Genomic DNA, 22,395 nt, shown 5'->3' with positions numbered 1-22,395 from the left:
AAGGGGGAATAAAATGTCATCTAATGTTCAAACAAATGATTCAGGTTTTAGCGCAAGTGGTCGCTTTGGTCGACTTTCATATGCTGCATGGATGGGCCTGAGCTCTCTTATCGCTGTTCTACTTTTATCCACTTATCTTATAAAGTATTTTTTTCCAAGCTCACCAATCGAATTAAATGGAATTTTTATTCCAATCATTTATATTGTATTTCTGTATTTTTCCATTGTATTTACAATACGTCGTTTACATGACCGCAATCAAGCAGGTTGGTTATCCTTACTTATACTTGTTCCGTTTGCCAATCTGATTTTCATGATCTATTTATACTGTGCTAAAGGAATGGAAGGCAGTAATAATTTTGGTACTGCAAGAGAAACAAAGGGCTGGGGAAAAATCTTAGGTTGGATCTATATCATCTTTATTCCTCTTAGCTTTGTTTTGGGTATTGTTGCAGCAATTTCAATTCCTGCTTATCAAGACTATGTACAGCGCGCACAGCAAACCTCAATAGAAATCCAGCAACAAGCCGAGCAAAACCAATAACAGCTTCTCATCTATACACTGTCATCAAAGTCTGCTTAATGCAGGCTTTATTTTTGCCTAAAGCCTGAAAAACCATTAAGCTGAATGACAATAAACCACGCTATCAATTGTTATGGAAGAGCCACTGCTTCAAACCCTGCCCAGCAAAGAACAAATTCAGCAATTGCCTGTATTTCAGAATCTTCCACTGCAACACATTCATATCATTAACAGCATTGAACAATGTCTTGCACTTGAAAAAGAGTTGAAAAGCTGTGCATTATTCGGTTTTGATACCGAATCCAAACCCACTTTTAAAGTCGGTGAAGTCTCAACGGGCCCACATCTGATTCAATTGGCCAGTCATGACACAGCCTATTTATTTCAAATTAACCCTCAAATATTAGAATTTTTAAAACCTGTTTTTGAAAATCGAGATCAAGTTAAAGTGGGCTTTGGTTTAAAGAATGATGCGCATCTTTTTCGTAAAAAAGGCATTGAACTGAATAGTGTGATTGAACTGTCTAAATGCTTCTCCGCCTTTGGTTTTCCTAATCCCATGGGGCTAAAAAATGCCATGGCACTTTTATTTCAGCTGAATTTTCCTAAAAGTAAAAAAATCAGTACTTCCAACTGGGCACGCAAAATACTGACTCCACCCCAAATTCAATATGCGGCTGCCGATGCTTATGCACCTGTACTGGTCTTTGAGGAATTACTTCGTTTAGGCTTACTCCCTAAACACATCCCCAACACTTCATTAAAATTACGCATTCGCCCGAATAAAATAAAAGCTGAAACTGAGGCTTAGAGATTTAGCAATACTTTGCTAAGATGGCACACAACGAATTTAACGAGATTAGGCAAGGAGCGAAAGCATGCTGATCATCCCTGCAATTGACCTGAAAGATGGCAAATGTGTCCGTTTAAAACAAGGTCGTATGGAAGACGATACCGTATTTTCTGACGATCCAGTGGCAACTGCACAGCATTGGGTAAATGAAGGCGCGCGTCGCTTACATTTGGTAGATTTAAACGGTGCTTTCGCTGGTACACCGATTCATAAGCCTGTGGTTGAAGCGATTGCTAAAGCACAGCCTGAATTGCCAATTCAAATTGGTGGTGGTATCCGCTCACTTGAAACCATTGAACATTACCTTGATGCAGGCGTATCGTTTGTCATCATTGGTACAAAAGCAGTGAAAGAGCCTGAATTTGTTGAAGAAGCGTGCAAAAAATTTGCAGGCCATATCATTGTCGGTATCGATGCCATGAACGGCATGGTGGCAACAGATGGTTGGGCAAATGTCACAGACGTGAAAGCTACTGATTTGGCAAAACGCTTTGCAGATGCTGGCGTATCAAGCATTGTCTACACCGACATCGCACGTGATGGCATGATGCAAGGTGTGAACGTTGAACAAACCGTTAACCTTGCAACGTATTCAGGCTTACCTGTTATTGCATCGGGTGGCGTGACCAACCTTGACGACGTGCGTAACTTAAAAGGCCAACCGGGCATTTTAGGTGCGATTACCGGTCGTGCAATTTATGAAGGCACATTGAACCTTCGTGAAGCTCAATTACTGCTTGATCAACAAAGCTTGTAATTTACCCGAGCAGAAAAGAGGTCTTCGGGCCTCTTTTTTTTATTTCCCCTCTTCGAACAATCAAATACACATGTCAACCGTCCAATCTGCTTGGAAAGCCAAGTTCCCGCAGCTCGCACTCATCCTGATTACCATGATTTGGGGTGCCAGTTTTATCACCGTGCAATACGGTTTAAATTTCAGCAGTCCCGTGCTGTTTGTCGGTCTACGTTTTGCCGCAGCTGCACTGGCTGTGAGTCTGTTATCGCTCAAATATCTTAGACATTTTTCTCAATACGATGTCATTGCGGGCGCAAGTATTGGCGCTGTGATTGCGATTGGCTATGCGACACAAACGGTCGGCTTACAAAGTATCAGCAGCAGCGAATCGGCTTTTTTAACCGCGCTGTATGTCCCGCTGGTTCCGATTTTTATGTGGCTCTGTTTTCGGCATAAACCACATCTGATGACATGGCTGGGAGTAAGTTTGGCTTTTGTCGGTTTGGTCTTTTTAACTGGTAATGGTTTTGGCGCTATTCAGCTCAATTTTGGACAAATCATTACGCTGTTCGGGTCGATTGCCATTGCCTTTGAAATTATCTTGATCAGTTATTTTGCACCCCGCGTCAATCTGCGCAGAGTGACGGTTCTACAGTTGGCATTTGCCTCTCTGTTCTGTTTTTGCTTTGCCCCACTAGTGGGTGAAACCACTTTGCCAAAATTTGAATGGCCATTAATCGCTGTACTCTGCGGATTGGGGCTAGCTAGCGCCGTCATTCAACTGGTGATGAACTGGGCGCAGCGCATGGTTGACCCTGCACAGGCAGCAATCATCTATGCAGGTGAACCGGTTTGGGCCGCGATCATTGGGCGGCTTGCAGGTGAACGCTTAACACCGCTCGCTCTCATTGGCGGACTGTGTGTTGTTCTGGGTGTGATTGTGAGTGAATGGCGGCCGAAACGGTTAAAGAAACGCTAATTTCAGCATCCTTTCCCATAACAAAAAAGCGACCCATAAGGTCGCTTTTTTGATGCCAAGATTTTTTATGCTAAAAATCTTTAAACTCGCATTACTCATACATCGGTCGGTTGTCATTGACACGGATTAAACCTTTAATCGCGCGGTACACAATCCATAACCAAGACAGTCCGATTACCGTGACGCAGAAGGTACTCGCTCCCAGTGCTACACCTGCAAAAGCATTGGCATTATTGCCGGTAAAGAACAGAAAAATAAAAGGCACGAAAGCAATGATGTTCCAAATGAGATACCACCAAAACGTGCGAATCTGCCAAGTGAAATGGCTTTCAAAAATCGTGCCGCGCACATCACTGCGTTTGACGTAATTGATAATCAACGCGAGGACCGCAAGCAAGCCGGCAGAAAAAATCGCCACAATATAAAGAATATACAAAATAATCGTGAGCAGGCGGTTTGGATCTTTATCAATGGAATAATTCATTTCGCTCTCCGTCATGATGATTTTGCGGATCATTCCACCCTAGATATGCAGGATATTAAATGGTGAAATCAGCCATAAAATCAGTAATATGTTAAAGGCTATAGTACAGAAATATATTTTTCGAAATGGTTGTTTTTGTGTTTTATGCCGCAAACGTTGCTGAGCCAGCCATGCCGCCGGCCACCCACCTAAAAAAGACAAAAGATGCAGTGTATTTTCTGGCACGCGTCGGTTCCCCATTTGCGCAGCTTCTTTATCTTGAGCGTAGAACCAATAGGTCAGGACATTGATAATACTCACAAAAAGCAGCACCATGCCACTGAGTAAACCCGCCACAGACAAACCCGCCAAGGCGAGGATATAAATGATGCACAAGATTTGCATCGGCTCTGCCTGACGCGGCATCTGCACCACATTTTTTTTATTAGGGCGTTGTGTAGCTTTGGTTTGTGAGGCTTTTAAATAATGCACTTGCTGTGCACGAAAGCGTCCGCGTTCGTCTAAGATCACAGCATAATCCAACGCGCAGCCCACGATTGGTCGTGGGCCGGGACGGGAAAAATCTTTAATGTGCAAAAATACGCGATCTTTGGTGCTATCGTTCGGTTGAATGAAGCCGTAGCCCTTGTCATCAAACCATTCTACTAAGCGTCCTTGATCACGCATGCTTTTCCCCCTCGTTGTTTTTAAAATTTATGCAGTGACGAATTTTAATCGTTCAATCAGCATATTACGCATTTCAGCAGGGTTTTTCTGCAAAATATCATCCCCTGTACGGCCTTCTGCCGCATTTTTCTGTGCCACCTGTAAACGCATCATCCAGAAACGACCTGCCGCCATCGCCAAATATAACTCTAGGCATGATTTTTCATCTGCGGTTAATGGACGCACGCTTTCATAGGCATTTAAAAAGGCAATGGCTTTGTCTTCATTCAAATGTACATCCGGATATTCAGTACAAAAGTCATTTAAAGTAATAGCAATATCAAACAAGAGTTCGTCTTTATTTAACTCATAAAAGTCTAAAATGCCGTTGAGTTGATCGCCTTCAAATAGAGTATTGTCACGGAACAGATCAGAATGAATAAAACCGGTAGGACGGTCTGGATACATCGCCGTTAAGATGTCATATAAGCCCAACAGATTGTTAAGTAACGTGGTATCTGCTTCATTTAATGTTGGACGAATATCACGTGAAACTTGTAACCAATAAGCATGATCACGATATTCTGCACGTTCCAAAGGGAAATCTTGTAAAGCCACATGCATTTTCGCTTGGGCTACAGCAATCGCTTCTGCTTGCGCTAAGCTCGCAGGCATGGGATGTTGACCTTGCATGCGTGGCGCAATCTGTGCAGGTTTATCCTTTAAGCTATGAATCGCTTTACCCGAATGATTCAGCGGTACAGGCACAGCTAGACCAGCCTGCCCCAAATGTTCAAGTACAGGGACCAGTTCCCCTGCACCTTGCTCGTCCATCTCTTCAAAAACAGTTAATACATACTGCGTGCCATTTTCGCAAACAATAAAATAGTTGGTATTTTGAATACCGCCTTGAATCGGAATCAGGTCAATCACCTCCAGTCCATAAGGTGCTGCAAAATCCTGAACTTCCTTTAAAGTCAAAGTGGTATAAACCGACATAGAAAACCTGCGAAAAAACTTACATATTTTTGATAGAATAACCGCTCCGACTACTAAGGTGTAGCATCTAAGTCGCGAAGTTTCATAATCGGCTGTTATTTTTGGAAAAAATTATGCTTGCTAAACGTATTATTCCTTGCCTCGACGTGGACAACGGTCGTGTAGTGAAAGGTGTTCAATTTCTTGATATTCGTGATGCAGGCGATCCAGTTGAAGTTGCACGCCGTTATAACGAACAAGGTGCGGACGAAATTACCTTCTTAGACATTACCGCAACCTCAAATGGTCGTGATACCACTTACCGTACGGTAGAGCGTATGGCTGAGTCTGTATTTGTGCCATTAACAGTCGGTGGTGGCGTGCGTAAAGTAGAAGATATCCGCCTGTTATTAAATGCGGGTGCGGACAAAGTTTCGATTAACTCTGCGGCTATTTATAACCCTGAATTTGTACAAGAAGCCTCTCAGCGTTTTGGCGCACAGTGTATTGTGGTTGCGATTGATGCAAAAAAAACTGGCGACAATAAATGGGAAATTTTCACCCACGGTGGTCGTAAAGAAACCGGTATCGATGCCATCGAATGGGCAGTAAAAATGGCGGACTTCGGTGCAGGTGAATTACTCATCACCTCGATGGATGCTGACGGAACCAAAGCCGGTTATGACCTTGAACTGATGCGTAACATCAATGACCGTGTGACCATTCCAACCATTGCTTCTGGTGGTGTCGGTAATCTCCAACATTTGGCCGATGGCATTTTAAAAGGTGGTGCAGATGCGGTGCTTGCAGCCTCTATTTTCCACTTTGGTCAACACACCATTCCTGAAGCGAAAAAATATCTAGCAGAACAAGGCATTGAAATGCGCCTTTAATTGATTCATTTTCAATGAAGATTTAAAAAGAGCGATGATTCGCTCTTTTTTTGTTTTGATGTTTTTGATGCAAAGCATTGATTTGTAGCAGCGAATCGTCGATTTAATTCATCAACGATAGACATAAAAAAAGGAGCCTTGTCGGCTCCTATAAACCAAGAAAAACTACAGCACTTGGTCTGATACTTAAAACAAATGAAAAAATATACATAGCAACTTCATCAATCAACTCGTCGTGTACAAGCCTTTTGATGATTTAAATATAGGGCATTTACACTGTATTTGATTGACAGTAGATTCATAATTTATTGACAAATTGCGACAGCTCAAATGGGTAGCAACGCTCGTTGTCAAAACGCACAGTGCATTCATATTAGACCGTTTCAAGAAGTGCAACTGGCTTTTCACGCTCAGCGACCCACTTTGCAGGAAATACCCGATTGACCCAGTGTGACAATGGTTTCGCAATCGCTGTCGGTAGTAACACACCCAATGGGTTCTGTTCCTGTAATTTTGCCGAGGAGATCACCCGCGTCCCTAAAATATAATCAAACCACGGCTTAGTCACACACCAATTGGCATCCTGATTTGAGTTCATATGGTGGTCATAGTGCCATGGAATCTTTTTCATCGCCCACTCTGGCTCAAGATGTGCGCGACGATGGATATAATAATAATTCCCTGCGCAATACAGCACCGACAAACTTATTCCTTTGGAAATGGGATAAAACAGCGGGACAAATACAGCTGAAACTGCCACCAGAGACAATATTTCATTTTTCGTGCGCCAGTTCTGTACACCTTCAACATAGCCATGATCATGAAAATCTGTTTTTCGAACTTCACGATGATGTTCCCAATGTGATTTCATGCTTTTCGGTACTGGACTAAAACGTGGCTTGCCTGACCGATGTGTCCCATGCAAAACATATTTATGCGCGAACCATTCAAAGGCATTGGCGACGACCAACCCTGCAATAAAACCTTTTAACATGACCAATATCTCCTTTTCTTAGCTCCACTATAGGTAATGAAAAGAGCTAGATATTGACCGTTTTTTTTAATATTATTGACAAAACACGACAAAATTTAGAATTAAAAAAATATGCAACAACTCAAGGACTATACAGGATCGGTCTATGGAGGACTGGGCCATTTGCTCTATGCTTATCACCAAGCTCAAGGCATTGCTATTCCTGAAAAACTGAATAAAGTTCAAAACTTAGAACGTTTTGATTATGCCGTTTGGCGTGATTTATTGATGGATTTGGATCAAAAGATCCAAAAGCCAGCGCTGGGTTTAGAAATTGCAGAACATGTGCAACCCAAACATATTGGCATCATTGCGTATATTGCCCTGTCCTGTGAAAACTTAGGCGAAGCGCTGCTCCGCTACCATGATTTTCATCGCTTAATCTTCGATGGTAGTCCATTGCTGATTGATATTCAAAATGATTTTTTCTCGATCGGTTGGAATGATTTACCCATGAATATGGCCAATCAATTGACCGATGAAATTGCGATTGCCTTAATGCTGCAGTTTCTAAAATTATTCATGCGTTTTGAAGATATCAATTTACACGAAGTGCATTTTCATAATCCTGCACCGAAAAATGTCGCTCAGTATGAACAATATTTTCGCTGTAAAGTTCGATTTTCCCAAGAAAAGTCGAAGGTTATTATTCCCATTCAAGAACTGTCTCGCCCCTTTTCCCAAGGCGATCAGACCTTACAAAAACTGTTAATGCAACAGGCACAGTCTTTATTAGAAAAACTGCCGAATACCACGCAAATCGACCAACGCTTACAGCAAGCCATCTTAATGGGTTTACAAAAAAATCAGTTCCAAATTGAACATGTCGCTACTCAACTGAATCTGTCCGTCCGACAATTACAACGCCATTTACAACAACAAGGCAGCACCTATCAGCAACGCATGCAGGAGGTCCGCTGTATGATGGCTGAAGAATTTTTAAGAGACCCACATTTAAGTTTGCAAAAAATTGCGCTACTGCTGGGTTATTCAGAACAGAGTGCATTTCAACGTGCTTTTAAACAATGGCGAAATTTAACCCCACAGCAATGGCGCTTATCGCAAATTGAAGCAGCAAGTTAAAATGTGACGCAGTTATCATTTTATATATTGTGATTTTCAGCAAAATCCATTAAAGCTATGCATATTCAATAAATGAATAAAACAACACTTCACAACTATATTGCACTCATGCTGAGTGAAAGATTGAAAATCTATTCCAAATGACAAAAACAAATGGAATTTTAAATGAATAAATATTTAGCAGAACTGATCGGTACGTTTTGGCTGGTCTTTGGTGGTTGTGGTAGTGCGGTCTTGGCTGCGGCCTTTCCTGAACTTGGCATTGGCTTCGCAGGCGTGGCACTGGCCTTCGGTTTAACGGTGTTAACGGCTGCTTATGCGCTGGGTCATATCTCAGGGGGACATTTTAACCCTGCCGTGAGTATCGGCTTGTGGGCCGGTGGTCGTTTTGAAGCGAAAGAACTAGCACCCTATATTATTTCTCAATTGCTGGGTGCAACCCTCGCCGCATTTATTCTATTCATCATTGTACAAGGTCAGGCCGGATTTACAGGAGTCGGCGGTTTTGCCACCAATGGCTATGGTGAATTATCTCCAGGTAAATACTCTATGCTCTCAGCGTTAGTCATTGAAATTGTGCTGACGGCTGGCTTCCTGATTGTGATCATGGGAGCAACGGATAAACGTGCCCCTGCTGGATTTACCCCAATTGCGATCGGTCTTGCGCTTACATTGATCCATCTGATCAGCATTCCCGTCACTAATACTTCGGTCAACCCAGCGCGTAGTATGGGTGTGGCATTCTTTGCTGAAACTGCTGCGCTATCACAAGTTTGGCTATTTTGGGTAGCCCCAATCATTGGTGCGGTGATTGGTGCGGTCATCTATAAACTGATGGCAAAAGACGAATAAATAGAAGAAGACACCATAAAAAAGCTCACAATCTGTGAGCTTTTTTTCATTCATCCCGAATTGAGCTTTGCTTCCTTCGACGGCCGATGACACAGCTTTAAAGAAATGGATTTTCTACTTCGTTTTCTTCACCGCCCTGCGCTATTTTTTCAGCTAAGTTGGTTTCTGCCTCAAGCGTGGTCACCACATCATTGAAAAATGCCTGTAAAGCTTTCGCTGCAGCTAAACCTGCTTGGTCTTTCGTCACCTGTAAATTGCCATAAATATTAATTCGATCTTGGCCATTTTCTAGTGTTAAGTCATGAATTGCATGCGACGCAGTGTCATTTTCAAATGCTTTGAACATGATGGATATCCTTCTTTTTTGTTGTAGTGATGCAGCAATAGAAATACGTGAAAAAGATTTCAACTGCAAGCAATGATCCTCTTCATCGCTCGCAGTTCAGCGCTATTATCTACTCAATTATTTCAAAATCTGTAGCAGATATTGCAGAATTTCTTCAATCAATTGTTTGACCAAGGCATCTTGATTGTTGTCATTTTCACTGCTTGCCATGGATGTCTCTCCCACAGAACCACCACTCGATTTAAACTCTTTTTGCAAACTTAAAATCTTGTCTTCTGCGACATCTGCAGCACACTGGCTTTCAGCATCCCAATGCAAATAAGCGATATCTTGATTTGCTTTTACTTGGGTGGCTTTGAGTGGCAAACGGTAGGTATTACGCTTTTGGTCTTCAGTTAATTCTGGAAAGAAATTAATTCCAGTCAGTTCTTCTAGCGCACAAATACTCATGACTTTGACTGTCGGTGCCGTATCACGCAAGGTATTGTCCGCATAGTACACGCCTGCAACACCTTTTTTCGGCAAATAGATCGCCTTATAAGTAGCGGTCGGCACGATGACCCCTTGCCCGATGGTTTTTAATTTTTTCGCACTATATACCGGCCCCGTTACCACATAGACATCTTGCTTTTGTTTGGTCACTATCGCCCGTGTGGCTTCTTCTAACTCACGCCACACTTGCTGATTATTTTTTGGAGCTTGCGGCACCATATTGGCCAAAGAAAAACTATCTAACTGCGCAGCTTTATTGGGCATATCGGCATTTGGCGCCATGTGTCCACGGTCATAGCCTGAAGATTTATAGTCTGAAAGCAAAGCCCGATATTCAGACGGCACGCGAGTCTCTTCATGAAAGTTATCTTCACGCGGAATTTTTTGACTCAGGCGTGCGGGGGTTAATGCTTCTGCAACCCAAAGCGGTGTCTTGGATATCCCCGAATACATGACATTAAAGCCATTAAAACACAGTGGAAAACTGTTTTTATGTAGGCTTTCACGGACCAAATAAGGTGGCACTTCACGATAAAATTGGTCCAAACAGGCGCTATTTGAAGTGCTGCTCATAGAAACAAGTTGTTGAATTTTTTCTTGCCCGAAAGCAATAGCAAAGCTTCCTGTTGCCACCAGACCCAACAGCACTTTTATGCCATTTTGCCCAAATAACTGTGAAAGCAGATTTGCTGAATTGCGTTTCTTTTTGACCATGACTTACAACAATGACTTCTAAAAGGACTATTTTTCCGCAGCTTAGCAAGGGTGCAAATTTTAGTACACTTTTCTTTTTTAATTTGCTTAACAATCACACAAATATTGTTTAACAAAGCAGCAGTTGATGTAACTTTATGTCGCAGTTGTGCAGGTCTTTATAGGAAGTCATGAAGCAGTTGCGTATGTTTCATTGAATTCGCCTCAAGAATTATGACAAGGTAAAAATACGAAAAATTGCGATAAAAATATACGGATTGATTATGCATTCTAAAATTTTAGGTTTAGGTTTAATTTCAGGTTTAATGAGCGCAGCAGCATTTGCAGAGCCGCCGATTCAACCCGGTGATACATTAGAAAGCTTGTCTAAAGTCAAAATTGTGACCACCGTGAATGGTCAATCTGGTTCCATTCAGGACTTGGTTTCAAGTGGCCAAGTTCAATTGGTTGAAGCTCCTGCCGGACAAGTCAATGCCGCTGCAACAGAACAGCCCTTAAACCCTGAACAAGCTCAGGCAAACCAAATCGATCCGAATGCCCCTGTAGTCCCTGCAAATGCTGAACAAGCCGTGACTGAAGCGGAAAATGCACTCGCAAATGAACAACAAAGTGTAGCTGCTGCACCTACAGAGCAGTCCGTTCCAACTGAACAAACAGCAGTGGCCAATACACCTGAAGCCGCGGTAACTGAAGCACCTGTGGAAACAGCACAGCAAGCACCTGAAGCCGTATCAGCGGATAACAACGCTGCACCCGTCATTGCCTCTTCTGCAGAAGCGCCAGTGAATGCCGATAGCGCATCGGCTGCATTGCCTGAAGCTCCTCAAGGACAACAAGATGCTTTTATGGCAGCACCTGAGACTCAAAGTGTAAATCCTGCAGATGCATCAATTCAAGCCAACCCAGAAGCACCTGTTGCTGACGAAGCCATCCAAGCTGCGCCTGAAGCCTCTGCAGATGTAGACGCGACAATCAACTAATCAGCATATTTTCAAGGATGAAATAACGCAACATCTTCATTCTGTTGTTTTGCTCGCATACTCCTCCCAGGAAAAAGCAACAGAATGATCTCTATGTCTTTGGACTAAAAAAGTTCAATTATCACAGATAAAAAAAGCCAGAATTGATCTGGCTTTTTCGTGTTTAACTATTAAATCTATGCCTAAAAGTTCAATCTAGGACTTAAATTTCAATCTGACTTCCCAACTCCACCACACGGTTGGTTGGAATTTGATAAAAGTCGCTGACTGGACTGGTATTTCGCTGCATAGAGATAAACAGCTTTTCTCGCCATGGCGCCATGCCTTCACCCAAGGTATGAATAATGCGGTCTCGGGAAATAAAGAAACTGATTTGCATTAAATCAAATTCAAAGCCCAATTCACGATACGCATGCTCCAAAGCCGCAGGAATATTCGGCTGGTCTTTAAACCCATAAAACATCGTGATTCGATAGAATCGATCATCTAGTTGTTCCGTGATCACCCGCTCATTTTCAGGTACAAATGGCACATCTCGGGTGTTGACCGTAACCATAATATTGCGTTCATGCAGAACTTTGTTGTGCTTAATATTATGCAACATGGCATGAGGCACGATCTCAGGCGTTCCTGTCAAGAATACGGCATCACCTGGAACAAACTTGGTTTCACTACCCATGCTAACACTGCGAATAAACAGGTCAATAGGCAAAGCATCTTTACCGAGCCGATTGAGCACCAATGCCCGTCCATCTTTCCACGTCATTAAAATCGTAAACAATACCGCACCAATCAGGATTGGAACCCAACCGCCCGCTGCGATTTTTAATGATGTCGATGCAACAAAAATCAAATCAATCAATAAAAATGGAACTGCAAAAATCGCCACTTTCCAAACCGGCCAACGCCATAAACCATAAGCTAAAACTGAGATCAAAATCGTACCGCAGAGCATGGTCATGGTCACAGCTACGCCGTACGCACTGGCCAAATTCGCACTGTTTTCAAACAGCAAGATCAAGATCAGCACCGAGATAAACAATGCCCAGTTAATAAATGGTAAATAAATCTGACCACGTTCAACTTCAGAGGTATGTTTCACTGTCAAACGCGGCAAGTAACGCAATTGAATCGCCTGATTGACCATGGAGAATACCCCTGTGATCACCGCTTGAGAGGCAATCACCGCGGCCGCAGTTGCCAAAGCAATCATTGGATACAATGCCCATTCAGGAATCAGCATATAGAATGGATTGGCTAAAGCTTCAGGATTACGCAGTAGCAAAGCACCTTGACCCGCATAGTTCAACAGCAAGCACGGCATCACCACAATAAACCATGCCAAGCGGATTGGGAGTCGGCCAAAATGCCCCATATCGGCATAGATTGCCTCACCACCCGTCATCGTCAAGATAACCGCACCCATAGTCAAAAATGCAACATAAGGCTGCTGAACCACAAAATTGAAGGCCCAATGTGGACTGATCATGGTCAATACAAATGGCGTTTGCGAAATACTCCATAGTCCAAAACCACCAATGGATAAAAACCACATGAGCGTTAAAGGCCCAAAGAATTTACCCATCGTGCCTGTGCCATGGCGTTGCACTAAAAATAGCCCCGCTAAAATACCGATCGATAAGGGTTGCAGCCATTGGTTAAACATCGGCGTCGCAATACTTAAGCCTTCAATCGCGGATAACACAGAGATTGCGGGGGTAATGATCCCATCACCAAAGAACAAAGATGCCCCAATAAAGCCAAGGGCAATCAGGTAGATTTTTTTGTTTTCGGCAATTCGTGTGGTTCGTAGATTCAAGGCCAACAGCGACATAATACCGCCCTCGCCATTGTTATCTGCGCGCATGATGATGCTGACGTATTTAAAACTAATCGTCAGCATGATGCACCAGAAAATCAGGGACAGAATACCCAGCACAGACGCTTCGCTAATCGCCAAGTGTGCTGTGAGGAAACATTGGCGCAGCGCATATAATGGGCTCGTCCCAATGTCTCCGAATACTACGCCCAAAGCTGCCAAGGTGATGGCAGGCAATGCGGCTTTTTGTGCAGTACTTTGCATATAATTGTCTTCAATTTAGACAGGATTTTTGCGAATCATAGCACCGCTCAAGATGTTTTTGTCTAATTCAATTGTTTCTCTTGGCAGAATATATTTTTTTCGCTATTATCCACCGCGCAAAAGGTGAAGTGTCCGAGTGGCTGAAGGAGCACGCCTGGAAAGTGTGTAAACGTTTATAGCGTTTCGAGGGTTCGAATCCCTCTTTCACCGCCAGAATAAACTGCAATGCCAAGCAGAATGAAGGTCTAAATTGATAAAATTTAGGCCTTTTTTAATTTTATTGTTCTCAATATTAAATATCCCCCTAATTGATCTTCTATTTGTTTAGCTCAATAACTTCACAGTATTTAAGTCCTGATTGACGGATTTCAATCACACGTTTTTTTCCTAATGCACGACTTATGGATTTTTTATTGGCAGCAATAAGTACACGTATATTTACAAATACAAATTTTATATTCTAAAGACAATTACTTAAGCCTATGCTAAAAATAAATCATCCTCTCAATATAGGTACTATTCAAAAAATTATTCATTAATTTAAACATCATAGAACTGAAACGCGATTGCGGTACTTTTAACTTGATCAACGAAAAACTTAAAAAACACATTTCATATATCACTGCTATTCGGGAGAGAACATGAATAACAGCCAGAATTATGTTAAGCAGATCAAGAACGCCAAACGTGGTGGCTATACCCCAACCCTTGCCAAAGACATCAATAAACATAAAATTCAAAAAGCACAGCGTCTGATTGACGAATGGCGAAAGCTCGCCAATGAACTCCGCCCCCAAATGCAACTGGAGATGGCATATACACTTGAAGAATGCGCACAGGATCTAGACCAAATTTTAAGAATGAAATAGCACTCAACGCTCACCCATCCTATTTTTTCGCCCACATCTTGTGGGCGAAACATTACCTATTTTTATTTCTCTGGTTTTTAGAGCCAAACATCGGTCGAATGCTGAATAAATCAAACGTATAAATTACATTCGATTTGCTGTTTTTTTAACTTGCACCACTTCAAAAAATCTGTAGAATGCATTCCACAACGCCGGCATAGCTCAGTTGGTAGAGCAACTGACTTGTAATCAGTAGGTCCACAGTTCGAATCCGTGTGCCGGCACCATTTCTTAGCCTCGCTTTTTAGTGAGGCTTTGATGTTTTTAAAGCCTCTTTTTTATGGCTTCCTCGCGCTAATCTGCACATAACGAATCAGCCCGTCTCGATACAACTTCTCACACAATTTTGCCGTCATCTTGATTTTGAATTGATCCACATGACTCAGGCTCATCTGACTTTTTTGTTCTTGAATATAATCGGCAAAACCCTGAAATACGAATTCGCTGATATCTTCAATCTGGATATTTTCGAAACCTGCCTGTTGCACTTGGTGTTGTAAATTTTGCTTTGAATTTAAATTTTTCAAATTCACATCTGCTGCTTTCAACAGACTTTGATATTTCAATCGTTGCACTGAATTTAAATTCAAAAACGCATCGGACAACATCAAATAGTGAAAAGCAAAGCGTCCTTTTGAATTCAAAACATCAACGACTGATAAAAGCAATGAATTCAACTCACTATGATACGCAGCATCAATACACAGCACTGCATCCATAGCGTTTTGTGGATAAATATTTTTTAAATTCAAAAATGAATCTTGCTGGATTTTAATCTTTGAATTTAAATTTTTTTGGATTTTTTCCACACATGCGGTTTGCAATTCGACTGCGGATAAGTTTTGAATTTGAAAATGTTCCATCCAAAAAACCAAGCTCGCACCCTGCCCACAACCGAGGTCTAAAACACGATCTGTAGATTTTAATTGAATGGATTCGGCAAGATGGAAAGCGAGTTTTTGACAGGCCGCAGGATAGGATGATTTTGCATCATCCCAATAGCCCAAATTGCTCCAAGCAAGTTCCGCATCATCTCCGAGTAGTCGACTGTTAATCGCATATTTATGGCTAGGGATGTGCTGACGAATTGCTTGAAGCCATTTCATGTTAGTAACCGAGTTGAGGGGCTACCTCCACTTTAGGTTTTAAACCCACAAACGGCAATGGTGCACCAAAAATTTCTGCAATATGCATAGCAGACGTTACCGCAGACTCTAAAATCGGCAGACCGTCACAAGACCATGAACCACAGAAGAAGACTTTACGTTCAGGGGATAAATGTCGTTGCTGTAACTCTTTATTCAGCGCCACGGTATGTGAATCCACCACTGCACGTGTCAAACTGACCGAAGAGATCACTTTTTTAGGATCAATCGGTGTCACTGGCTGCCAGGTTTGGAACACAGGGGTTTTACCCACCAAGCTCGGCTCAATGGAGTTGAGCCATACGGTAAATTGCTGACGGGTAAATTTACGATCCATCATATAACTTAGTACAGACCAATCTTTACGCTTCGGCGGCATCACTGTTTGATCGGTGTGAATCACCAATTGACCTTGCTCAAATTTAAATTTCTTTAAGAGCTCAATATCGTCAGCAAACTGGGTTGAATCTAAAAATTCTTCCGTTTTGGTGGTTGGTGTCGCAACAACCACACGATCGAATAGATGATGTGCTCCGGCCTCAGTTTCCACCAAGACTTTATTGTCTTGCTCGTGCACTTTGGTAATTGCCGTACCACTTTGAATATTTAAACCTTCAATCAGTTTATCAACCAACGCAGGTGTACCACCTTGGATACGCAGCAAGGCATCGCCATTGGTCAATTGACGCAAGAAAATCAACAGCGGTTTAGCAGGCCATTCGCCAATCGTTTTCGGGTTACAGGTGCAAATGGTATACAACACAGGCATGACCGCACCATGCCAAAATACTTCTTCAATTTCATTTTTATTAATGAATTCGGCAAGCGTAATATCCTGATTTTTTGATTTAAAAAATCGAGTGATCGCGGCTTTAAGTTGCAACATTCCTTTGACTAAACGCCAGCCATATTGTTGTAAGCCTTTCCGGTTATTAATAATTGGGAAATTACCAATACGGCTACGACTGGTGGTCAACCACGTTTCTGTACGATCTTCAAATAGCCAACTGCATGCCATATAGGTACGGACTGGGAAGGTTTTAATCCCTAAATGGGTCGCCAAACTTAAGGTATTTTTCCAGAGGTGTGGATTCATCACACGCAAAGGGGCATCGATCAAGCCGCCTTCAAACTCAGTGCTGTGGCTATCCATACCACGACCAGGCAGAGCTTCGAAAATTGTAATGTTATGCCCTGCGTCTTTAAGAATTCTTGCGGTAGCCAGCCCAGCCATGCCACTACCGATGACTGCAATTTCCAATTTTCTTTTCCATCTATAAAACACAGTTTAAAAGTATGACTGATCAGAAGTTAAAAATAGCTATTAAAAAATACCAGATTCGCACTTTTTGTATGGATTTCAGTACAGCCGTTTTTAAGTTAAATTTACAAATATTTACAGTCAAAAAGCACACAATTTAAGCTTTGTTTTTTAAACATATTTTTCTTTAAAATTTTAATTACTCTATAAAACCAAACAATTAAATTAACCATTTTTATAACTTTCGGTTTACTTTAAAGCCAAGTCTTGCTAAGATGCGCCACATAAGAAAGTGATAAATTCATCACAATTTATAAAAAGTAAAATGATATTTAAATCATGACAACTATAAATACTACAGCGCTCAATAAAAAAGCCTCTGACTGTTCAGAGGCTTTTTTTTCGGCTACTTCAACGACATGATTTTCGCTTAAGCTTCATGCACCAGCGCAATTTCACCAAATTTTCCGTTATTGAAATCATCAAAGGCTTGAATGATTTCAGCTTTGCTATTCATCACAAATGGGCCATAACCTTGAATCGGCTCATTTAGTGGCTCACCGCTAAGCAACAAAAATTGTGTGTCCTGCAACGCTTGTAGCTGAATGGCGATATCGTCTTTGGCAAACATGACCATCGAACTGTCTTGCACTTTATGGCTTTCATTCACCACAACCTCACCCTTCAAGACCACCAAAATGGTGTTATGCCCTTCAGGTACATGTAAGGTGGTTTCATATTGAGCTTTCAATTCACCATCCCAGACATTCACTGGACTAAAGGTTTGTGCAGGCCCAAGGTGACCACCCATTTCACCGGCAATCACCCGAATATGCCCTGCACCTTCATCCATGTCTATGCGAGGAATATCTTGGCGTGTGATCGCTTGGTAACGAGGCTGAGTCATTTTGTCTTTTGCCGGTAAATTCACCCACAATTGAACCATCTCAAAAAGACCACCTGCTTGAGTAAATTCAGGCGAATGAAATTCTTCATGCACCAGACCCGACCCTGCGGTCATCCATTGCACATCGCCTGTTTGAATTGTGCCGCCACCACCACTTGAGTCCTTATGAGTCACTTCACCGCTGTAGGCGATAGTCACCGTTTCAAAACCACGATGTGGATGTGAACCTACACCATGCCGTGCAGTGGTGGGATCGAACTGATAAGGTGCCGCATAATCCAAAAGCAAAAATGGGCTAATCGCCTGACCTAGACGATTATAGGAAAATAAGCTTTTGACTGGAAAACCATCGCCCACCCAGTGCATTTGCTGATTACGATAAACACCAATTACTTTTTTCATTTCTTAGCTCCTATATTCATACGATAGGATGAACATAGCGCTTATTTTAAGCTTTGAAATACTTGATGGCCATCATCCAGATAGCATTCTATATCTCAAATTTAGAACAATACTCAGACATACAATCTGCACCTCACTCAAAACCAAGCATTAATTCAGAAATTCTAAGCTTTAAGTCATATATAACGATGAATTATCCCAATTTTATGATTGAGCTTCTCATTTAAACCCATTTCATTGTCTCATTTTTACAACTTTTCTAAATCTAGTTAACACGCAGATTTCATCTGATCCTGCGTACTTGCAAACAGGAAAGAGGACAATAAAATGGGGCAAACCTTACGTTCGTTTAGACAAAGATAATGCCGCGGTACTTTTAGTTGACCATCAAACAGGTCTACTTTCATTGGTTCGCGACATTGATCCAGATAAATTTAAAAATAATGTACTCGCACTGGCTGCAGCCGCAAAATATTTTAATCTTCCAACGATTCTCACCACCAGTTTTGAACAAGGTCCAAACGGTCCATTGGTTCCAGAACTCAAAGAGATGTTCCCTGACGCACCTTATATTGCACGCCCAGGTCAAATTAATGCTTGGGACAATGAAGACTTTGTGAAAGCCGTCAAAGCAACAGGCAAAAAGCAATTGATTATTGCCGGTGTAGTGACTGAGGTTTGTGTTGCATTTCCAACCTTGTCTGCTTTAGAAGAAGACTTTGACGTCTTTGTGGTGACCGATGCTTCAGGTACATTCAACCATTTAACCCGTGACTCAGCTTGGCAACGTATGACGCAAGCGGGTGCGCAGCTTATGACGTGGTTTGGTACCGCGTGTGAATTACACCGCGACTGGCGTAATGATATTGAAGGTTTAGGTGCGCTTTTCGGCAACCATATACCGGACTACCGCAACCTAATCAACAGCTATACGCAAAATACTGAAAAGAAATAATCCTTCAGTAGTAAAAAGCGGCTTCGAGCCGCTTTTTTTATACCTGATGTATAAATTGACGTATGATGATTTGAATTGAAATAATTTTCACTGCATAAGGTGATCCATGCATTCATTTGATGATTATTACTACTTTTACTTGGTGGTGAAACATGGCGGTTTTAGCGCTGCAAGTGAAGCATCGAATATTACAAAATCAAAATTAAGCCGACGCATTTTAGATCTTGAAGCCAAATATAATGTCACCCTTATTCAGCGTTCTACCCGACACTTTAAGGTCACGACATTAGGCCAAGAATTGTATGAAGAATGCATAAAAGTAATCGAACAAGTTGAATGTGCGCATCAGGTGCTCCTGAAGCAAAAAAGTGAACTTGAAGGCTTGGTTAAAATTAGTTGTCCACCGGTCATGATGGAACATCAAATTCGCCCCTTGTTAAATCAATTTTTAAAAGATCATCCCAAAGTTCAGGTCGAACTTGAGCTGTCTAGCCGCCGTGTAGATGTCTTGCATGACGACATTGATTTAGCGATTCGTACCAATTTTAGTAAAAATGAAGACTCGAGCATTATTGTACGTGACGTGATTAAAACCGTGCATTGCTTAGTGATTAGTCCTGAACTTTTACAAGGACGCGAGTTAAAGCATATTTTCGAATTGACAGAATTTCCGAGTATCGTTTTGGGTACACAGAAAAACCGCTATCAATGGCATTTGCATCATACGGGACAGCAAGAGCAGATTGAAATTGCCTTACAACCTCGGATTAAAAGCAATGACTTAGCCGGTGCTTATTATGCGGTACTCGATGGTTTAGGCATCGCAGACTTACCGTATTTAACGGTACAAGCAGATATTGAGGCAGGTCGTTTAATTCACCTCTTCCCCGAATGGTGCTCAAATGTCGGTACGGTACAATTGGTATATGCTTCGCGCAAAGGTCAACGCCTAGTCATGGAAAGATTAATTGACTATTTAGTCGATGGAGTTCGTGGCTATGCTCCAGAACATGATGGCTATTTAGTTTAATGTTCTAGACCACAAAAAAAGCCAGAACTGAGTTCTGGCTTTTTTAAATCTACGGTTGGATCACCAAATTAGATTTTACCCACTAGGTCGATCGATGGTGCAAGCGTCGCTTCACCTTCTTTCCATTTTGCAGGACATACTTCACCTGGGTGTGCATGTACATATTGAGCAGCTTTTACTTTACGCATCAATTCAGAAGCATCACGACCAATACCACCTGCATTGATTTCAACGATTTGGATTTTACCTTCAGGGTCAATTACGAAAGTACCACGGTCAGCAAGACCATCCGCTTCAATTAAAACATCAAAGTTTTTCGCAAGTGTCCAAGTTGGATCGCCAACCATTGGGTATTCGATTTTCTTAATTTCTTCAGAAGAATCGTGCCAAGCTTTATGCGTAAAGTGTGTATCAGTAGATACTGAATAAATTTCTACGCCCATTTTTTTGAATTCAGCATAGTGATCAGCAAGATCGCCTAATTCTGTTGGACATACAAAAGTAAAGTCAGCAGGATAGAAAAACACCACAGACCATTTACCGTAGAAGTCTTTTTCTGAAACTTCAATAAATTGACCGTCTTGGTAAGCGGTAGCGTTAAATGGTTTTACTTCAGTATTAATTAAACTCATTTGATATTCCTCTAACTCATTTCAGGGATTGCTTATCTGTTGAAGCTAGAATACGACTTATCAAATCATAGGTAAAACCGAACTTTTTTATAAAAACTATCGGATTTTTAGATTTATTATTTAAATCAATCTTTGCCTTTCCATCGAGCAAACCAATCAATTTCAATGAGAGCAAGGCTTTATATCCATACAGAGGGCCTGCCAAGCAGCCTGTGTAAACTGTTGTTTATAGTGTGATGGTGGCGTTTTGACTTTATGCGATAACCATGCCCGACAATAATTTTCCGTTGCCCCTAAGACCAAAGACATCATTAATTCTTTGGGTAAATGCTCGATCAAATGCCAATCGGATTGTGCGGTCAACCAATCCAGCAGCGCGGTATTGCGTTGTAGATTATGTTGTTTTAACTCGGCTTGTAGCGTTTCCTTACGCATACTAAACCCTGCCGCATACAAGAATCCTGCAAAATCAGGATACGCTTCGACCCAGTCTATATACGAGCACAAAATGGCTTGAATGCCTTCCTGCAGCGATTGGGCCTGTGTCAAGGCGTCTGCCCTTTTCGCAAATTGATCTTGCAATGCCGCAAAATACAATGCTGCTACTAAACCATCTTTATTTTTAAAATGATGGTAAATCGCACCAACACTGGTCTCTGCGCGGTCTCGCACAAGTTCAATCGTCGTCGTTTCAATCCCTTGTTCTAAAAAACATGCAAGGGCTTCTCCTAAGATCTGCCTTTTAAGTTCCGCTCTGCGACCGCTGTAAATTCGTTGCAATAATGCTTGATTTGACGACATTGATACTTTCCTTTGCTCGGGTCATTTTAAAACAATGTTGGCTTTTTTTAATAGCTGTGACGTCATTTACGCCATTAACAGAACAATATTCTGTATTAGAATTATATTCTGAATAATGACGGATAATTAAGCATGAGCCAAGCATTAAAATTATGGAAGACCTTCCAAAACAAACCCGCAGGGAAATGGACTTTTTCAAAATTGCTGTGTTTAAAAGCACCGTATTTCAGCAGTATTTCGCCTGTTTTTGATGAATTAAAGCCCCAATACTGTGAACTACATATTAAAAAACAGCGCAGTGTGTTGAATCATATTGGCACTGTCCACGCGATTGCCATGTGTAATATGGCTGAATTGGCTGGCGGTACCATGACCGATGTGACCGTTCCGAGCAGCCATCGTTGGATTCCCAAAGGCATGACTGTGGAATATTTGAAAAAAGCCGATACAGATTTAACGGCCATTGCCACGCCTGTCGATGCTAATTTTACGTGGAATGCAGGGAGTGATTATTTGGTGAATGTAGTGGTGAACAACACGCGTAATGAAGCCGTTTTTAAAGCCGTAATTACCATGTGGGTTTCTGCAAAAAAATAAGTCGTCGACTCAATTGCAAAATAAAACTGATCTTTCAAGATGAGACCTGCGAAAAAAAACCCTCAAGATTGAGGGCTTTTTTT

Annotated in this window: 24 protein-coding genes and 2 tRNA genes; 14 read left to right on the top strand and 12 right to left on the bottom strand. The window is 41.8% G+C overall.

Going from position 1 to position 22,395, the window contains the following annotated elements; translation table 11 throughout:
• Positions 1 to 13: 13 nt before the first annotated feature.
• From FTU77_RS00890 to FTU77_RS00875, 4 genes are all read left to right on the top strand, one after another.
• Positions 14 to 544 carry a DUF805 domain-containing protein gene (locus FTU77_RS00890; RefSeq protein ID WP_180054345.1) on the top strand — a complete coding sequence of 177 codons (531 nt, stop codon included), beginning with the start codon at positions 14 to 16 and terminating at the stop codon, positions 542 to 544.
• 112 nt (positions 545 to 656) lie between these two features.
• Positions 657 to 1,334, top strand: a complete 678-nt coding sequence (locus FTU77_RS00885) for a 3'-5' exonuclease (protein ID WP_180054216.1) — start codon at positions 657 to 659, stop codon at positions 1,332 to 1,334.
• A gap of 67 nt (positions 1,335 to 1,401) precedes the next feature.
• Positions 1,402 to 2,133: a 1-(5-phosphoribosyl)-5-[(5-phosphoribosylamino)methylideneamino]imidazole-4-carboxamide isomerase gene (hisA, locus tag FTU77_RS00880; protein ID WP_078190493.1), complete on the top strand. Its 732-nt coding sequence runs from the start codon at positions 1,402 to 1,404 to the stop codon at positions 2,131 to 2,133.
• Positions 2,134 to 2,203: 70 nt separating this feature from the next.
• Positions 2,204 to 3,091, top strand: coding sequence for a DMT family transporter (locus FTU77_RS00875; protein WP_180054215.1), 888 nt, complete (start codon positions 2,204 to 2,206; stop codon positions 3,089 to 3,091).
• 91 nt (positions 3,092 to 3,182) lie between these two features.
• On the opposite strand, the gene FTU77_RS00870 is transcribed toward FTU77_RS00875, so the two are convergent.
• From FTU77_RS00870 to FTU77_RS00860, 3 genes are read right to left on the bottom strand one after another with little or no spacing between them, the layout of a single operon-like run.
• Positions 3,183 to 3,575, bottom strand: a complete 393-nt coding sequence (locus FTU77_RS00870; protein ID WP_168378990.1) for a hypothetical protein — start codon at positions 3,573 to 3,575, stop codon at positions 3,183 to 3,185.
• Positions 3,576 to 3,614: 39 nt separating this feature from the next.
• On the bottom strand, positions 3,615 to 4,241 hold the full coding sequence (locus tag FTU77_RS00865) for a DUF1294 domain-containing protein (RefSeq protein WP_180022370.1): 627 nt from the start codon (positions 4,239 to 4,241) through the stop codon (positions 3,615 to 3,617).
• A 27-nt stretch (positions 4,242 to 4,268) separates the two neighbouring features.
• Positions 4,269 to 5,219, bottom strand: a complete 951-nt coding sequence (locus FTU77_RS00860; RefSeq protein WP_111884520.1) for a homoserine kinase — start codon at positions 5,217 to 5,219, stop codon at positions 4,269 to 4,271.
• 110 nt (positions 5,220 to 5,329) lie between these two features.
• Between FTU77_RS00860 and hisF the strand changes: the two genes are divergently transcribed.
• Entirely contained in the window at positions 5,330 to 6,091 is a 762-nt protein-coding gene (hisF, locus tag FTU77_RS00855) for an imidazole glycerol phosphate synthase subunit HisF (protein WP_306674445.1), read from the top strand.
• 373 nt (positions 6,092 to 6,464) lie between these two features.
• On the opposite strand, the gene FTU77_RS00850 is transcribed toward hisF, so the two are convergent.
• Positions 6,465 to 7,085 carry a hypothetical protein gene (locus tag FTU77_RS00850; protein WP_180054214.1) on the bottom strand — a complete coding sequence of 207 codons (621 nt, stop codon included), beginning with the start codon at positions 7,083 to 7,085 and terminating at the stop codon, positions 6,465 to 6,467.
• A gap of 111 nt (positions 7,086 to 7,196) precedes the next feature.
• Between FTU77_RS00850 and FTU77_RS00845 the strand changes: the two genes are divergently transcribed.
• Together FTU77_RS00845 and aqpZ are read left to right on the top strand one after the other, a co-directional pair.
• Positions 7,197 to 8,207 (top strand): AraC family transcriptional regulator, encoded by a 1,011-nt coding sequence (locus FTU77_RS00845; protein WP_180054213.1) that lies wholly within the window; start codon positions 7,197 to 7,199, stop codon positions 8,205 to 8,207.
• A gap of 165 nt (positions 8,208 to 8,372) precedes the next feature.
• A complete protein-coding gene (gene aqpZ / locus FTU77_RS00840; RefSeq protein WP_180054212.1) occupies positions 8,373 to 9,059 on the top strand; it encodes an aquaporin Z in 687 nt (228 codons plus the stop codon).
• Between the two features lie 97 nt (positions 9,060 to 9,156).
• Here the strand turns inward: aqpZ and FTU77_RS00835 are convergent, their stop codons facing one another.
• Positions 9,157 to 9,405, bottom strand: a complete 249-nt coding sequence (locus tag FTU77_RS00835; protein WP_180002780.1) for a hypothetical protein — start codon at positions 9,403 to 9,405, stop codon at positions 9,157 to 9,159.
• Between the two features lie 117 nt (positions 9,406 to 9,522).
• On the bottom strand, positions 9,523 to 10,611 hold the full coding sequence (locus tag FTU77_RS00830) for a DNA/RNA non-specific endonuclease (RefSeq protein WP_180054211.1): 1,089 nt from the start codon (positions 10,609 to 10,611) through the stop codon (positions 9,523 to 9,525).
• A gap of 263 nt (positions 10,612 to 10,874) precedes the next feature.
• On the opposite strand from FTU77_RS00830, the gene FTU77_RS00825 reads away from it, so the two are divergent.
• Positions 10,875 to 11,591, top strand: a complete 717-nt coding sequence (locus tag FTU77_RS00825) for a hypothetical protein (RefSeq protein WP_180054210.1) — start codon at positions 10,875 to 10,877, stop codon at positions 11,589 to 11,591.
• A 202-nt stretch (positions 11,592 to 11,793) separates the two neighbouring features.
• Here the strand turns inward: FTU77_RS00825 and FTU77_RS00820 are convergent, their stop codons facing one another.
• Positions 11,794 to 13,674, bottom strand: a complete 1,881-nt coding sequence (locus FTU77_RS00820; protein WP_180009243.1) for a potassium transporter Kup — start codon at positions 13,672 to 13,674, stop codon at positions 11,794 to 11,796.
• Positions 13,675 to 13,796: 122 nt separating this feature from the next.
• On the opposite strand from FTU77_RS00820, the gene FTU77_RS00815 reads away from it, so the two are divergent.
• From FTU77_RS00815 to FTU77_RS00805, 3 genes are all read left to right on the top strand, one after another.
• Positions 13,797 to 13,887, top strand: a tRNA-Ser gene (locus tag FTU77_RS00815).
• Between the two features lie 428 nt (positions 13,888 to 14,315).
• Positions 14,316 to 14,543, top strand: coding sequence for a hypothetical protein (locus tag FTU77_RS00810; RefSeq protein WP_078190515.1), 228 nt, complete (start codon positions 14,316 to 14,318; stop codon positions 14,541 to 14,543).
• A gap of 190 nt (positions 14,544 to 14,733) precedes the next feature.
• Positions 14,734 to 14,809: transfer RNA gene (locus tag FTU77_RS00805), tRNA-Thr, on the top strand.
• A gap of 51 nt (positions 14,810 to 14,860) precedes the next feature.
• Here the strand turns inward: FTU77_RS00805 and FTU77_RS00800 are convergent.
• The 3 genes from FTU77_RS00800 to FTU77_RS00790 all read right to left on the bottom strand — a co-directional run bounded on the left by FTU77_RS00800 (position 14,861) and on the right by FTU77_RS00790 (position 18,297).
• Entirely contained in the window at positions 14,861 to 15,688 is an 828-nt protein-coding gene (locus tag FTU77_RS00800; protein WP_180054209.1) for a cyclopropane-fatty-acyl-phospholipid synthase family protein, read from the bottom strand.
• 1 nt (position 15,689) lies between these two features.
• On the bottom strand, positions 15,690 to 16,988 hold the full coding sequence (locus FTU77_RS00795) for an FAD-dependent oxidoreductase (protein ID WP_180010613.1): 1,299 nt from the start codon (positions 16,986 to 16,988) through the stop codon (positions 15,690 to 15,692).
• Positions 16,989 to 17,418: 430 nt separating this feature from the next.
• Positions 17,419 to 18,297 (bottom strand): pirin family protein, encoded by an 879-nt coding sequence (locus tag FTU77_RS00790; protein ID WP_180054208.1) that lies wholly within the window; start codon positions 18,295 to 18,297, stop codon positions 17,419 to 17,421.
• 322 nt (positions 18,298 to 18,619) lie between these two features.
• Between FTU77_RS00790 and ycaC the strand changes: the two genes are divergently transcribed.
• Entirely contained in the window at positions 18,620 to 19,252 is a 633-nt protein-coding gene (gene ycaC, locus FTU77_RS00785) for an isochorismate family cysteine hydrolase YcaC (protein WP_180025950.1), read from the top strand.
• Positions 19,253 to 19,358: 106 nt separating this feature from the next.
• On the top strand, positions 19,359 to 20,282 hold the full coding sequence (locus FTU77_RS00780) for a LysR substrate-binding domain-containing protein (protein WP_180054207.1): 924 nt from the start codon (positions 19,359 to 19,361) through the stop codon (positions 20,280 to 20,282).
• A gap of 68 nt (positions 20,283 to 20,350) precedes the next feature.
• On the opposite strand, the gene ahpC is transcribed toward FTU77_RS00780, so the two are convergent.
• The gene (gene ahpC, locus FTU77_RS00775; RefSeq protein WP_078190520.1) at positions 20,351 to 20,914 is read right to left on the bottom strand and encodes an alkyl hydroperoxide reductase subunit C; all 564 of its coding nucleotides are present in this window, start codon (positions 20,912 to 20,914) and stop codon (positions 20,351 to 20,353) included.
• A 162-nt stretch (positions 20,915 to 21,076) separates the two neighbouring features.
• The gene (locus FTU77_RS00770; RefSeq protein WP_180054206.1) at positions 21,077 to 21,715 is read right to left on the bottom strand and encodes a TetR/AcrR family transcriptional regulator; all 639 of its coding nucleotides are present in this window, start codon (positions 21,713 to 21,715) and stop codon (positions 21,077 to 21,079) included.
• 132 nt (positions 21,716 to 21,847) lie between these two features.
• Here FTU77_RS00770 and FTU77_RS00765 point away from each other — a divergent pair, with 132 nt between their 5' ends.
• Complete coding sequence (locus FTU77_RS00765) at positions 21,848 to 22,312, top strand: hotdog fold domain-containing protein (RefSeq protein ID WP_180054205.1); 465 nt, start codon at positions 21,848 to 21,850, stop codon at positions 22,310 to 22,312.
• Positions 22,313 to 22,395 lie beyond the last annotated feature (83 nt).

This window comes from Acinetobacter sp. YH12142 (assembly GCF_013418435.1).
GTDB lineage: Bacteria > Pseudomonadota > Gammaproteobacteria > Pseudomonadales > Moraxellaceae > Acinetobacter > Acinetobacter amyesii.
This window is presented reverse-complemented; position numbering and strand designations above follow the sequence as displayed.